Source organism: Kribbella sp. CA-247076 (genome assembly GCF_050942445.1).
Taxonomy (GTDB): domain Bacteria; phylum Actinomycetota; class Actinomycetes; order Propionibacteriales; family Kribbellaceae; genus Kribbella.
Map to the genome: position 1 here is coordinate 5,724,143 of NZ_CP192051.1, position 12,928 is coordinate 5,737,070.

Annotated in this window: 12 protein-coding genes; 7 read left to right on the forward strand and 5 right to left on the reverse strand. The window is 69.6% G+C overall.

Annotated elements, in window-relative coordinates; translation table 11 throughout:
* Positions 1-8 precede the first annotated feature (8 nt).
* Both ACQPYZ_RS26960 and ACQPYZ_RS26965 read left to right on the forward strand, forming a co-directional pair.
* Complete coding sequence (locus tag ACQPYZ_RS26960; protein WP_433160986.1) at positions 9-941, forward strand: sugar kinase; 933 nt, start codon at positions 9-11, stop codon at positions 939-941.
* A 96-nt stretch (positions 942-1,037) separates the two neighbouring features.
* Positions 1,038-1,244 carry a hypothetical protein gene (locus ACQPYZ_RS26965; RefSeq protein WP_433160988.1) on the forward strand — a complete coding sequence of 69 codons (207 nt, stop codon included), beginning with the start codon at positions 1,038-1,040 and terminating at the stop codon, positions 1,242-1,244.
* Here the strand turns inward: ACQPYZ_RS26965 and ACQPYZ_RS26970 are convergent.
* From ACQPYZ_RS26970 to ACQPYZ_RS26985, 4 genes are all read right to left on the reverse strand, one after another.
* Positions 1,241-1,744 carry a hypothetical protein gene (locus tag ACQPYZ_RS26970; protein WP_433160989.1) on the reverse strand — a complete coding sequence of 168 codons (504 nt, stop codon included), beginning with the start codon at positions 1,742-1,744 and terminating at the stop codon, positions 1,241-1,243. The genes ACQPYZ_RS26965 and ACQPYZ_RS26970 overlap by 4 nt on opposite strands.
* Before the next feature lie 68 nt (positions 1,745-1,812).
* Entirely contained in the window at positions 1,813-3,279 is a 1,467-nt protein-coding gene (locus ACQPYZ_RS26975) for an ATP-binding protein (protein WP_433160991.1), read from the reverse strand.
* Complete coding sequence (locus tag ACQPYZ_RS26980) at positions 3,279-4,940, reverse strand: FAD-dependent oxidoreductase (protein ID WP_433160993.1); 1,662 nt, start codon at positions 4,938-4,940, stop codon at positions 3,279-3,281. The genes ACQPYZ_RS26975 and ACQPYZ_RS26980 overlap by 1 nt, the downstream gene beginning before the upstream one ends.
* Before the next feature lie 94 nt (positions 4,941-5,034).
* A complete protein-coding gene (locus ACQPYZ_RS26985; RefSeq protein ID WP_433160994.1) occupies positions 5,035-6,795 on the reverse strand; it encodes a chitinase in 1,761 nt (586 codons plus the stop codon).
* Positions 6,796-6,911: 116 nt separating this feature from the next.
* Here ACQPYZ_RS26985 and ACQPYZ_RS26990 point away from each other — a divergent pair, with 116 nt between their 5' ends.
* From ACQPYZ_RS26990 to ACQPYZ_RS27010, 5 genes are all read left to right on the forward strand, one after another.
* Positions 6,912-7,691, forward strand: coding sequence for a class I SAM-dependent methyltransferase (locus tag ACQPYZ_RS26990; RefSeq protein ID WP_433160996.1), 780 nt, complete (start codon positions 6,912-6,914; stop codon positions 7,689-7,691).
* Between the two features lie 555 nt (positions 7,692-8,246).
* Complete coding sequence (locus ACQPYZ_RS26995; RefSeq protein ID WP_433160997.1) at positions 8,247-9,347, forward strand: helix-turn-helix domain-containing protein; 1,101 nt, start codon at positions 8,247-8,249, stop codon at positions 9,345-9,347.
* Between the two features lie 19 nt (positions 9,348-9,366).
* Complete coding sequence (locus tag ACQPYZ_RS27000) at positions 9,367-10,494, forward strand: branched-chain amino acid aminotransferase (RefSeq protein WP_433160998.1); 1,128 nt, start codon at positions 9,367-9,369, stop codon at positions 10,492-10,494.
* A gap of 39 nt (positions 10,495-10,533) precedes the next feature.
* Entirely contained in the window at positions 10,534-11,514 is a 981-nt protein-coding gene (gene ligD, locus ACQPYZ_RS27005) for a non-homologous end-joining DNA ligase (protein WP_433160999.1), read from the forward strand.
* Between the two features lie 4 nt (positions 11,515-11,518).
* Positions 11,519-12,151: a nucleoside/nucleotide kinase family protein gene (locus tag ACQPYZ_RS27010; protein ID WP_433161000.1), complete on the forward strand. Its 633-nt coding sequence runs from the start codon at positions 11,519-11,521 to the stop codon at positions 12,149-12,151.
* On the opposite strand, the gene ACQPYZ_RS27015 is transcribed toward ACQPYZ_RS27010, so the two are convergent.
* Positions 12,139-12,879 (reverse strand): TetR/AcrR family transcriptional regulator, encoded by a 741-nt coding sequence (locus ACQPYZ_RS27015; protein WP_433169769.1) that lies wholly within the window; start codon positions 12,877-12,879, stop codon positions 12,139-12,141. The genes ACQPYZ_RS27010 and ACQPYZ_RS27015 overlap by 13 nt on opposite strands.
* Positions 12,880-12,928: the final 49 nt, after the last annotated feature.

Sequence of the window (12,928 nt, forward strand, 5' to 3'; positions counted from 1 at the left end):
GCCCGGATATGACTGATCTTCTGACGATCGGCGAGACGATGGTTTCGCTGCGGACCGCCCGGCCGATGCGGCTGGGCGGGGACGCGCACCTGTCGATCGCCGGGTCCGAGAGCAATGTCGCCATCGGGCTGGCCCGACTCGGCCACCAGGCCGCGTGGGTCGGCGCCGTCGGTGACGACGAGCCAGGGCGGCTGATCCAGCGCACCCTGCGAGCCGAGGGCGTCGACACCAGGTGGGTCCGGTTCTCGGAGGAGTCGTTCACCGGGTTCATCGCGTTCGACCAGCCGTCGCACGACATCACCCGGGTCAGCTACCACCGGCGCGGTTCGGCCGGGTCCACCCTGACGAGCGAGGAGTGCGTCGCCGCTCTGCAGGCTGCCACACCCCGTCTGCTTCACGTCACCGGAATCACCCCGGCTCTCTCCGACTCAGCCCGGATCGCGACGCTGGACGTCGTACGTGCGGCTGCGGAGTCCGGCGTACTCGTGTCCCTCGACGTCAACTACCGTGCTCGCCTCTGGTCCCGGGCCGAAGCCGTGGTCCTGCGTGAGCTCGTTCCCCACGTGCACACGGTGTTCGCCTCCGACGACGAGCTCGACATCCTCTCCGACGGGGCCGAACCGGTCCGCGACCTCCTCGACAACGGCATCGCCGAGGTCGTCGTCACCGCGGGCGGCAAGGGTGCCTGGTCACACACCGCCGACGGCACGCTCCACCGCCCCGCCCTTCCTGTCACCGTCGTCGACAGCATCGGCGCCGGTGACGCCTTCGTCTCCGGGTACCTCTCCGCCACCCTCGACGGCCTGTCTCCCGACCAACGTCTCGACCGCGCCACCACCTCCGGCGCCTTCTGCGTCACCGCCACCGGCGACTGGGAATCCCTTCCCACCCGCGAAGACCTCACCCTCCGCACCCACCCCCGGGGCACCGCCCTCCGCTGACCGCCTGGTCTCATCCCGCAACGCAGTGGCACAGGACTGAGCTGGCAGACCGCGGGGCACCGGGCGGGTGACAGCTCCCAGGAACGGAGGACGGTCATGACGAGTCCCAGCGGTCCGTACGAAGGTCTGACGCCGACAACCCACGAGGACCCGGCCGAAGTCACCGACACCGACGTCAACGAGGCCCTGGAACGCGGCGGCGACGTCGACCTGAGCGGCCAGGACATCCGGCACGACGCCGGCGCCCCGCCGGACTCCGAGCGCAACGACGCACCGCAGCCCCCCACGGAGGAAAGCCGCTAAGTCGCGCCGGGGAGGGTGAGGAAGTTCAGCTCGACCTCCCACTTCGTCTTGCGCGGTTCGGTCCGCGGGTCGGTCCGGAACGCCTCGTACCGGCACGCGAACTTGTCGCCCTCGGGAACGTCGTACCGGTCGAACCTCACCCCGTTCTCCTCCGCCCAGTCGATCAGGGCCCGATTAGCCCGGAGCGAATGATTCCGGTACGTGAGCGTGGCGTAGGCACCGGCCGGGAGTACGTCGGGCCGGACGCGATCGTCACCGTCGAGCCGCCCCTGCGTGACGACACCGACCTCCAGGTCCATCGGCCCGCTCATGTCGATCACGTGCAGTCGCAGGAAGAACGGACCGACGTCGTCGATGCCCTGCTTGGTGAGCCAGGTGTCGAGCTCGGTCAGCAACTCGTTGCGCTTGCTCAACATGCCGCGGAACGGCGTGACGACCCGGATGCCCAGGTAGTCCTGCTGGGGTCGCTCGACGACTCGAGGTGGTTCGAGGAGATCCATCCGCGCCTCCCACGGGCTTGTCCAGCTTCCAGGCTCGAGGCTGCCCTTGGGGCAGCCTCAAGCACCCATCAGGCGAGGAGGTCCGCCTCGGACTCGAACTCCTTGGAGGGATCCAGCGGCAGGACGATCCGGAAGCGGGTGTCCCCCGGCGCCGACTCGACGCGGAGGTCACCGTGATGCTTCTTGACCACGATCCGCCAGGAGATGTCCAGTCCGAGCCCCGTGCCCTCGCCGATCGGCTTGGTGGTGAAGAACGGCTCGAAGATGCGGCTGCGGATCTCCGCCGGAATGCCCGGCCCGGTGTCCCCGATCTCGACGACGGCGTACTCCCCGTCCTTCTTCGTCCGGATCGTCAGCGTGCCCGATCCACCCATCGCACTGACCGCGTTGTCGATGATGTTGGTCCACACCTGGTTGAGCTCGGCCGCGTACGCCGGGATCGGCGGCAGCTCCGGATCGAAGTCCTTCACGACCTCGAGCCCCTGCAGCTTGCCGGACATCATCACCAGCGTGGATTTCAGCAGCTCGCGCAGATCGATGACCTGGTACGGCGCCCGGTCGATCTGCGAGTACTGCTTCGCGGCCCCGACCAGCGTCGAGATCCGGGTGACGGAGTCATCGATCTCGTTCATCAGCGACTCGGTGTCGATCGTGTACATCAGCCAGCGAACGGCACCCTCGAGGTACTTCGGCCCGACCGCGGCCAGCACGTCCTCCATCCACGGGACGTCGAGGCCGGCCGCGGCCAGCACGGGCGCGACGTCCCAGCTCGCCTGCACGTCGTGATCGTCGAGCCAGTCGGTCAACGAGTCCTCGGCGTCGGACTGCTCGATCGGTGAGACGTCCTTGTCCTTGGTCTTGTCCAGCCGCTCGACCGCCGCCTCCTGCAGCTCGACGATCTGGTGCAGCTTGGTCGCGTCCAAGGTGCCGTCGGCAAGCATCGCCAGCTTCGAGCGCATCCCGGCGACCCGCTGCCGCAGGGTCGCCGCGGCCCGGACCGCCGCCGCGGCCGGGTTGTTGAGCTCGTGGGTGAGGCCGGCCGACAGCGACCCGAGGGCGAGCAACCGCTCCCGCTCGCCGATCGTCTCGTTCGTCCGCCGCGTGCCCATGACGAAGCCCTCGATGAGATGCACCGCCATCGGGAACCAGGTCCCGATCATCTGGGCCATCGTGGCCGCGTCGATCACGTAGAACTCCGACGGCTCGGTCACCCGCAGCGTCGCCGTGTACAACTTCTTCTCGTCGGCACCGAAGAACGCGTTGAACGCACCGGCGTACACCCCGCGCTGCCGGGTCCGGTTGATCTCCACCTCTTCGCCGTGCGAGAGCTTGCACAGGCGGAGCTCACCCGACAGCAGCATGTAGCAGCACGTGGCCGGCTCACCCTCGCTGTAGACGATCCCGTCCTGGACCGACTCGACGTACCCGGCGTCGGACAGCCACTGCAACTGCTCGTCCGTCAGCGACTCGAACAGGAAGAGCGTGCGCAGCTCGTCCGGCGTCAGCCGCCGCACGTCCTCGGTCTGGTCAGTCATCAGAGCATCTCCAGGTATCGGTGCACCAGTGTCACGGCCATCGCTCCGTCGCCGACCGCGGAGGCGACCCGCTTCACCGACTCGGCCCGTACGTCGCCGGCGGCGAACACGCCCGGCATACTCGTCTCCAGGTGGTACGGCTCCCGCTCCAGCGTCCAGCCCGGCGGCCGTCCGCGCAGATCGGGCCCGGTGAGCACGAACCCGCGGTCGTCGCGCAGCAGGTCACCCGGCAGCCAGTCCGTGCGTGGGGCCGCTCCGATGAACACGAACATCCACTCCGTGTCCACCTCACGGCTCTCGCCGGTCGCGTTGTTCCGCAGGGTCGCCCGCTCGAGATGGTCCGAACCCTTGCAGTCGACCACTTCTGTGCAGGTGTGGACCTCGATGTTGTCGATCGCCTCGATCTGGTCGATCAGGTAGGTCGACATCGTCGCGGTCAGCGACGGCCCTCTCACCAGCATATGCACGCGTTCGGCATGGTTCGAGAAGTACACGGCGGCCTGGCCGGCGGAGTTGGCGCCGCCGATGATGTAGACGTCCTGGCCGGCACAGCTCGGCCCCTCGGTCGTCGCCGAGCCGTAGTAGATCCCGCGCCCGCAGAGGTCGACCACGCCCGGGGCGTCCAGCGTCCGGTAGGACACCCCGGTCGCCAGGATCACCGAGTGCGACGAGATCTCGCTGCCGTCGGAGAACCGCAGCCGGCGCGCCGACCCGAGCGTCTCCAGGCCGACGACCTGGCGGGCGGTGAGCAGCTCGGCACCGAACCGGACCGCCTGCCGGCGCGCCCGGTCCGTCAGCTGAGCCCCGGACACCCCGTCCGGGAAACCGAGGTAGTTCTCGATGCGGCTCGACTGGCCGGCCTGTCCACCGGTCGCCAACTGCTCGACCAGGACGGTCCGCAGGCCCTCGCTCGCGCCGTACACCGCGGCGCCCAGCCCGGCCGGGCCGCCGCCGACCACGACCAGGTCGTAGAAGTCCTTGGCCGGCGAGGTGGTCAGCCCGACCTTGTCGGCGAGCTCGGCCTCGCTGGGCGCGACCATCACCGTGCCGTCCGGGGTGACGACGACCGGCAACCTCGAGCCGTCCACACCGGCCGCGTCGAGCAGCCGCTTCGCCTCGTCCTCGTCCACTCCGAGCCACTGGTACGGCACGGCGTTGCGGGCGAGGAAGTCGCGGGCGGCGAATGACGGCGCCGACCAGCGGTGCCCGATCACCCGGGTCTCGTCGGTGGACGGCGCCGGCGTGGACTTCCACAGGTCGAGCATCGCGTCGACCACCGGGTAGAGCTTCTCCTCCGGAGGATTCCACGGTTTGAGCAGGTAGTGGTCGAGGTCGACCACGTTGATGGCCTGGATCGCCGCGTCGGTGTCGGCGTACGCCGTCAGCAGGACGCGCCGGGCCAGCGGGAACAGGTCCATCGCGGCCTCGAGGAACTCGATCCCGGACTGCTGGGGCATCCGGTAGTCGGCCAGCAGCAGGGCCACCGGCTCGCCGCGCAGCTTCAGCTCGCGCAACGCGTCCAGCGCCTGGCCCGGGCTCTCCGCCCGGACGATCCGGTGGTCCTCGCCGTACCGGCGGCGGAGGTCGCGGGCGATCGACCGGGAAACGCCGGGGTCGTCGTCCACGGTGAGGATCACCGGGCGGGTCGTTGACGCTGTCATGCCTCTTTCATACCAGCGCCACACCAGGATCCGGGAAGGGTAATTCCCGCACACTTCCGCTGCGGCTTCCCCCATCCCGGAACTGTGGGAAACCTCAGGGCAACGCGTCGAGGTACGGCGCGTGACTGTTCTTGAACTCCCAGCCGTAGTACCTGTCCCAGTTGATCGACCAGGTCATCAGCCCCCGGAAGGCCGGTGACGCACCACCGCGGAGGGTGTACCCGCCGCAGTTCTGGCCTTTGACCAGGCAGTCGAGCGCCTGGTGCACGGCCGCCGGTGCGGTGTACCCGTTGCCGGCGCTGACCGCCGCGGGCAGCCCGAACGCGATCTGGTCCGCTCGCAGTCCGGGGAACGTGTGACCGGTGCTCGCGACCGGGAAACCGGCCTTGACCATGTCGGTCATCGCGATGTGGAAGTCCGCACCGCCCATGGTGTGGTACTGGTTGTCCAGACCCATCACCGGACCAGAGTTGTAGTCCTGGACGTGCAGCACGGTCAGTGCGTCGCGCAGGGCGTGGATCACCGGCAGGTACGACCCGGTCCGGTTGTCGCCACCGCCGGCGCCTCCGTAGAACTGGTACCCCACCTGCACGAAGAACGTCTCCGGCGCCATCGTCAGCACGAAACCGGCGCCGTACTTCGCCTTGAGCGACTTGAGCGCCGAGATCAGGTTGACGATCACCGGTGTGGTCGGGTTGCGGAAGTCGGTGTCGCCCGCGTTCAGGTAGAGCGAGTGTCCCTCGAAGTCGATGTCCAGCCCGTCCAGGCCGTACCGGTCGATGATCGCGCTGACCGAGGTGACGAACGCGTCGCGGGCCGCGGTTGTCGTGAGCTGCACCTGTCCGTTCGCACCGCCGATCGAGATCAGCACCTTCTTCCCGGCCGCCTGCTTGGCCCGGACCGCGCTGACGAACTCGGCCTCACTCTCTACGTTCGGGCACTCGGCCACCGGACACCGGTTGAACCGGATGTCGCCGGAGGTGACCGACGTCGGCTCGCCGAAGGCCAGGTTGACGATGTCCCACTCGGCCGGTACGTCGGCCATCCGCACGTACCCGGACCCGTTGGCGAAGCTCGCGTGCAGGTATCCGATCAGCGCATGCTTCGGCAACCCCGTGCTCGTGCAGCCACCCGTCGTACCCGTTGCCGCTGTCGACTTGGCCGACTCACCCGAGCCGTTGTACGCCGCCACGGAGTAAGTGTGACTCGTACACGTCCCGAGCCCGCTGATCGTCGCCGACGTACCAGTGACGGTCTGTACGACGCTGGACCCTTCGTACACGCGGTAGCCGGTCACTGTGCCCGTGGACGCGCCCCAACTCAACGAGATGCTGCTGTTCGTCGTACCGGTGACAGATGGTGGGCCAGGGACGCCCGGACCGGACGGATTGCCGCCAGGACCGTCCAGGCTGATGTCATCGGCCTGGTACGCCGGCTGGCCGTACCAGCCGTGCACGTAGACCTGCACCGACGTCTGACTCGCACCCGTCGTGAAGGACACGGTCAACTGCGTGAAGCTCGTGGCGGACGGCGTCCAGGTGGACGATCCGCCCGTGACACCTAGGTACACGTAAGACCCACGGACCCAGCCCGACAACGTGTACGCCGTGTTCGGCTGCACCGGCACCGTCTGACTGCACTGCGCGAAGTCCGAACTCGTCACCGCACCGTTGAGGGCGTGGCCGCCAGAGCGGACCGGGCTGCTGACCACAGACCCGCCAGAGCACGTCCAGCCGCTCAGCGAGCCGGTCTCGAAGCCTGGATTGGACAGGACGTTCGCCGCCTGCGCGGTCTGCGTGCCGCCGACCAGCACCAGGATCAGACCGAGGACGACAGCAAGGCACCGTGCACGCATGGTGGACCTCCGGGGCGGTTGGGTCCATTTAGTAGAGACGTTCCATAACTGTCCGGTCAATGCGCCGTACCTGTCGGTTTCCCGACCGTGTCGGATCGCCGCCTACTGTTGGGGCCATGATCGACTGGAGCCAGGGCAGCTACGAATCGACCGCCGCGGATCTGCGGCCCGCAGCCCGGGAGTTGGTCGACGCGGCCCGGATCCGGCCGGGTGAGCACGTGGTCGACCTCGGCGCCGGCACCGGCAACGTCGCCCTGCTCGCCGCGGACCTCGGCGCCCGGGTGACGGCCGTGGAGCCCGCCGCCCGCCTGCGTGAGGTGATCCAGGAGGTCTCCGGCGCGCGCGACCTGACGGTCGTCGACGGGACCGCCGAGTCGATCCCGCTGCCGGACGGCTCGGCCGACGTACTGCTGTCCAACTTCGCCGCCATCTTCGCGCCGGATCCCAAGGCCGCCATCGACGAACTGGCGCGCGTGACCGCGCCGAACGGACGCATCCTGCTCACCGCCTGGTTGCCGGGCGGTGTCGACGAGCTCGTCGGCATCATGGTCGGCGCGGTCCGCGAGGTCACCCGCAAGGGCAGCGACGAGTCCACGGAGGGTCGCTTCGACTGGCACGATCCCGGGACCCTGGCCGCCCACCTCGGCCCACACGGCTTTGCCCTCTCCGCCACCCCCAGGGACCTGACGACGGTCACCGCTTCGGCGGAGGAGTACTGGTCCACGCGGATCGCCAATCATCCACTTGGCGTGGCGACGTTCCCGATCCTGGAACAGGCCGGCCGGCTGGACGAGGTACGCACCCGGGTGTTCGACCTGATTGCCGAGAGGTGGACGGAGCCGTCCGGAGAGGTCCGTCTGCCGGCGCGGTACCTGCTGGCGGAAGCCACGCGCTGACCGGCCAGCAGGAGCCGTCAACTGGAGCTATCCGGTCGAGCAGAGCGTCGGGCACGGCCAGGGGTGACCGCAGCGGGCGCAGCAGCCGTCGGGGGTCGGCGCCGGCAGCCAGAGTGGGGTGATCCGGGGCGCGGTCGCGGCTACCGGCCGCACCGCGCTCGGAAGCCAGTGGACCTGGGTGCGACCGCCCGAACCGTGCCGGGCCAGTAGAGCCTGGACGTTGTCCCAGGTGGAGGTATGGGCCGAGGGGCCGCGCCATCTGAGGGCTACCGTGCCGTCGGACCATTCGACGCCTTCGGCGAGGGTGCCTGTGTCGCGGACGCCGGATGCAGCGGTGTGGCGCACCAACCGGAAGAGGCGAGGCTGCCGCTGCATCGTGTTCACTGCTCCACAGTGCTCGGCGCCCGGTGTCTGCAACAGGTGTGGGCTGTGGGCTGTGTGAACAGCCCACACAGCCCACATGCCTTTGCCTGCAAGGGTTCTGGGGCGTTTTGTCGGCGAGGGCTTGTACTGTCCCTGGCACGCACCGCAGTACTAGTGAGCGGGGGTGATCCTGTGGCTGAGGCGGCGTTCGGCGCTCGGTTGCGGCAGTGCCGGCAGGCGGTCGGGTTGAGTCTGCGGCAGCTTGCTGCGCGGGTCGGGTACGACCACAGCTATCTGTCGCAGGTGGAGCGTGGGCAGCGACCGGGGTCTGCCGAGTTGGCGCGGCTCTGTGACCGTGAGCTCGGCACGGGGACCGAGCTGAGCGACGCCTTCGCGCGCCGGCGGTCCACTCCGCCGGCGCCCGATCCGTTGGCGGTGGCGTGGCAGAAGGTCGCCGCGGCCTTCGGGTGCACCGGTGTGAGCAGGGCGTTCGGGGAGGCCGCCAGAGTTCCACCCGGACGGCTGTTGCCGGCGTTGGTCGCGGAGTTGCAGGTCATGCAGTCCGATTCGGCCGTCGAGGCGGCGCAGTTGAGCGCGCTGACCGCACAGACCCTGACGGCTCTGGGACAGGCGCCGGCGGCTGGGCGGTGGTGGCTGGCCGCTCGGGGCGCTGCGAGCAGCGCGGGCGGAGCGGTGCACAGCCAGGTGCTTGCGCAGGAGGTGCTCAGTGGCTTGGCGGAACGACGGCCGTTGCCGCAACTGCTTGAGAGCGCAGAGCAGGCAGCGGGCGACGAAGCCGTGGCGCAGGCGCATGCGGCTCGCGCCCTGGTGCTGGCAGAGCTGGGGCGGCACGGTGAAGCCCATCGAGCCCTGCAGGAGTTGATCGGGGTCGCGGACGGCTTGCCCACGGCAAGGGCGTACGAGGTGCACGCCGTCGAGGGCCGAGTGTGCGCACGACTGGGGTACGGCGCCGCCGGGTGCGTGCTGCTGGCCCGGGCGCTCGAGCTGTGTCCGGAGGAATGGGTCGGCGAGCAGGCCCGCCTGCGGATGGCGTTGGCAGAGTGCCTGGCGGTCGACGGTGAGATCGCCGCCGGGGTGGCGCTGGCTCTCCGGGTCCTGGTCGAGCTGCCGGACGAGTGGCACACCTACTACTTGTACGACGACGGCGCGCGCGTGCTGAGCGCCGTACAGGACCGGCGGCCCGGTGCGGCCGCGACGCTGCAGGAGCTCTTGCGGCGTACGCCGTACCTCGACAGCCGGAGTGTGGGCAGTGGGTCGAGCGCAGCGCGGTGACGGGAGTAACGTGCCCGGAGTGAGTAGTGAAGCGACAGTGACAGACGCGTGGGACTTCGCGGTCGAGTTGCGGAGTGATCCGGCCACTGCGGAGGCGCGGGCGGCTGTGTTGGCCGATCCAGCGTTCGGGCAGGAGTTCACCGACCACATGGTGGTGGCGACGTGGACGGTCGAGCGCGGCTGGCACGACCAGCGGGTGACCGGCTATGCGCCGCTCAAGCTGAGTCCGGCGGCCGCGGTGTTCCACTACTCGCAGGAGATCTTCGAAGGCCTCAAGGCCTACCGGCACGCGGACGGGTCGGTGTGGGCGTTCCGGCCCGACCGCAACGCGGCCCGGTTCGCTGCCAGCGCCGCACGGCTCGCGCTGCCGCAGGTGCCCGAGGACGCGTTCGTCTCCGCGCTCCGGGCGCTCGTGACGGTCGACGAGCCGTGGGTGCCGTCGGCCGACAGCGGCGAGACCAGCCTGTACCTGCGGCCGTACATGATCGCCACCGAAGCGGCGCTGAGTGTCCGGCCGGCGCACGAGGTGCTGTTCGGCGTGATCGCCTCTCCGGCCGGGCCGTACTTCGACACCGGGCCGCGGCCGGTGTCCATCTGGCTGACGACGTCGACCATCCGCGCCACGCCGGGCGGGACCGGGGCGGCCAAGTGCGGCGGCAACTATGCGGCCAGCCTCGCCGGGATGGCCGAAGCGGTCGCCAACGACTGCCAGCAGGTCGCCTTCGTCGACGCGGTCGAGCACCGGTGGCTCGAGGAGATCGGCAGCATGAACCTGTTCCTCGTGTACGCCGACGGCCGCATCGTCACGCCGGAGCTGAACGGCTCGATCCTCGAGGGCGTCACCCGGGCCTCGGTCGTCGACCTGGCGGCGGATCTCGGTCACAAGGTCGAGGAGCGCCGGATCTCCGCCGACGAGTGGAAGGACGGCGTCCGCAGCGGCGAGATCACCGAGGTGTTCGCGTCCGGGACGGCCGCGGTGATCACCCCGATCGGCCGGCTGGCGTGGCCCGACGGCGACCTGACGATCGGCAACCATGACGTCGACCACGGCGTCGGGCCGGTCACCAGGTCCATCCGCTCGACGCTGCTGGACCTCCAGTACGGCCGCATCCCCGATCACCGCGGCTGGCTGACCCGGATGGCGTAGTTCCTGCCGGTTGTCCCCGTGGCCGGTTAAGTTGAGGTCATGGCTGAGTCCAAGGCGGGGAAGTCCAAGACTCCGGCGATCGAGCTCGAGGTCGGCGAGCGCACGGTGCGGATCTCGAATCCGGACCGGGTGTACTTCCCGGCCCGCGGGGAGACGAAGCTCGACCTGGTCAAGTACTACCTGTCCGTCGGCGACGGCATCGTCAACGCCCTGCGGGAGCGGCCGTGCATGCTGCACCGGTTCCCGGAGGGCGTGTCCGGCGAGAAGGTGCACCAGAAGCGGCTGCCGCACGGCGCCCCGCCGTGGATGGAGACCGTCCGGGTCAAGTTCCCGCGCTACAACCGGACCGCGGACGAGCTGTGCGTCACCGAGGTCGCGCACGTGGCCTGGGCGGTGCAGATGTCGACGGTCGAGTTCCACCCGTGGAACTCGCGGCGCGCCGACACCGAGAAGCCGGACGAGTGGCGGATCGACCTCGACCCGATGCCGGACTGCCCGTTCGACCGGGTCCGCCGGGTCGCGCACGTCGTCCACGAGGTCCTCGACGAGCTCGGGGCCGTCGGGTATCCGAAGACCTCCGGCGGCAAAGGCATCCACATCTACGTCCGGGTGAAGCCGGAGTACGGCTTCACCGACGTACGGCGGGCGGCGCTGGCGTTCGCGCGGGAGGTCGAGCGGCGGGCGCCGGACGACGTGACGACGACGTGGTGGCGCAAGGACCGCGACCCGAAGAAGCTGTTCGTGGACTTCAACCAGAACGCCCGCGACCACACGATCGCGGCCGCGTACTCGGTCCGCGGGAATCCCGAGGGCACGGTGTCGACCCCGATCCGCTGGGACGAGATCGACGACGTCGACCCGAAGGCGTTCACGATCGAGACCGTCCCCGCCCGCTTCGCCGAGCTCGGCGACCTGCACGCCACCATCGACGACAACGTCTACACCCTCGACACCCTGCTCGAGTGGGCCGAACGGGACGAACGCGAAGGCGCCGAGGAGCCCCCGCCACCGGAAGACTAGGAGGGTGGAGCTTCTCGACCCGGCCGCCGCGTACGAGCGCGCGGTCGGGCTGGCAGCCGGTCGGCGCCGCGCGCTGCTCGGGATCACCGGCGCGCCGGCGGCCGGGAAGTCGACGTACGCCGAGCAACTGACGGCGAAGCTGACGGCCGACAGGCATCAGGTCGCGCTGCTGCCGATGGACGGATTCCACCTGGCCCAGTCGGTGCTGGAGGAGTTGGACCAGGCCGACGTGAAGGGCGCGCCGCACACCTTCGACGGCTACGGGTACGTCGCCTTGCTGCGCAGACTCAAGGAGACGCCGGACGAGCAGATCTGGGCGCCGCGCTTCGACCGCGGCATCGAGGACTCGATCGCCGCGAGCATCGGGATCGCCCCCGACGTCACGCTGGTCGTGACTGAAGGCAACTACCTGCTGCTCGGCGAGCAGCCGTGGGCGACCGTGCGCACGCTGCTCGACCAGTGCTGGTACGTCGAGGTGCCTGAGCAGCTGCGGCACGAACGGCTCGAAGCCCGGCACCGTCGCTACGGACGATCTCCCGAGGAAGCTCGCGCACGGACGTACGGCACGGACGAACGCAACGCCCGGCTGATCGCCGCGAGCGCGTCACGGGCGGACGCGATCGTTCAGCCGGCCTGACAGACGCGGTCGATGAAGCCGGCCACGCCGTCCAGGTAGAGCTGCAGGCCGAAGTCGAAGTCCTCGTCCGACTCGACCTCGAAACTCCCGACCGACTCGAACACGCCGGCGTCGATGACCCGGGCGAGGGCGGGCAGCTGGCGCGGATCCACGACCCGGGACAGGACGGCGCCGTACCGGCTGAAGGCGTTCGGGTTGTCGGCGTAGCCGGCGGCCAGGTCGAGGGACAGCCGGATCTCGCCGTGGACGAACGTCATCAGGCCCATGACCACACCGACCTTGGCCTCCTCCGGCAGGCCGGTGTCCTCGAGCGCACCGAGGGCGGAGTCGAACCAGGCGAGGTTGTTCGGCCCGGCCGGCGGGCCGGAGATCGGGAGCTTCGAGTACCAGGGGTGTTTGCGGATCGCGACCATCACGCCCTCCGCCCAGAACGTCAGCCCGGTCCGCCAGTCGACGCCGTCCGGCAGCGCCGCGGGTCGCTCGAGTGCGGCGTCCGACATCAGCACGAGCAGCTCGTCCTTGCTCTTCACGTGCCGGTAGAGCGCCATCGTCGAGTTGCCGAGCCGCTCGGCCACCCGCGCCATCGAGACCGCGGCCAGCCCTTCGGTGTCGGCGAGCTCGATCGCCGCCCGGGTGATGTCGTCGACGGTCAGCGACGGCTTGGGCCCGCGCCGGCCGGCGTCCCGCAGCCGCCACATCAGTGCCACGTCCGCCGGCAGTTCGCTCATCTCCTCCACCGCCTCAGTCTAGGGCTTGCGCAGACATATAGCGTACCTG

Excerpts from the sequence above, each read along its gene's own strand:
- ACQPYZ_RS26975 (WP_433160991.1), bottom strand. The coding sequence starts at position 3,279 with ATGACTGACCAGACCGAGGACGTGCGGCGGCTGACGCCGGACGAGCTG.
- ACQPYZ_RS26990 (WP_433160996.1), top strand. The coding sequence starts at position 6,912 with ATGATCGACTGGAGCCAGGGCAGCTACGAATCGACCGCCGCGGATCTG.
- ACQPYZ_RS26970 (WP_433160989.1), bottom strand. The coding sequence starts at position 1,744 with ATGGATCTCCTCGAACCACCTCGAGTCGTCGAGCGACCCCAGCAGGAC.
- ACQPYZ_RS26960 (WP_433160986.1), top strand. The coding sequence starts at position 9 with ATGACTGATCTTCTGACGATCGGCGAGACGATGGTTTCGCTGCGGACC.
- ACQPYZ_RS26980 (WP_433160993.1), bottom strand. The coding sequence starts at position 4,940 with ATGACAGCGTCAACGACCCGCCCGGTGATCCTCACCGTGGACGACGAC.
- ACQPYZ_RS27015 (WP_433169769.1), bottom strand. The coding sequence starts at position 12,879 with ATGAGCGAACTGCCGGCGGACGTGGCACTGATGTGGCGGCTGCGGGAC.
- ACQPYZ_RS26985 (WP_433160994.1), bottom strand. The coding sequence starts at position 6,795 with ATGCGTGCACGGTGCCTTGCTGTCGTCCTCGGTCTGATCCTGGTGCTG.
- ligD (WP_433160999.1), top strand. The coding sequence starts at position 10,534 with ATGGCTGAGTCCAAGGCGGGGAAGTCCAAGACTCCGGCGATCGAGCTC.
- ACQPYZ_RS26965 (WP_433160988.1), top strand. The coding sequence starts at position 1,038 with ATGACGAGTCCCAGCGGTCCGTACGAAGGTCTGACGCCGACAACCCAC.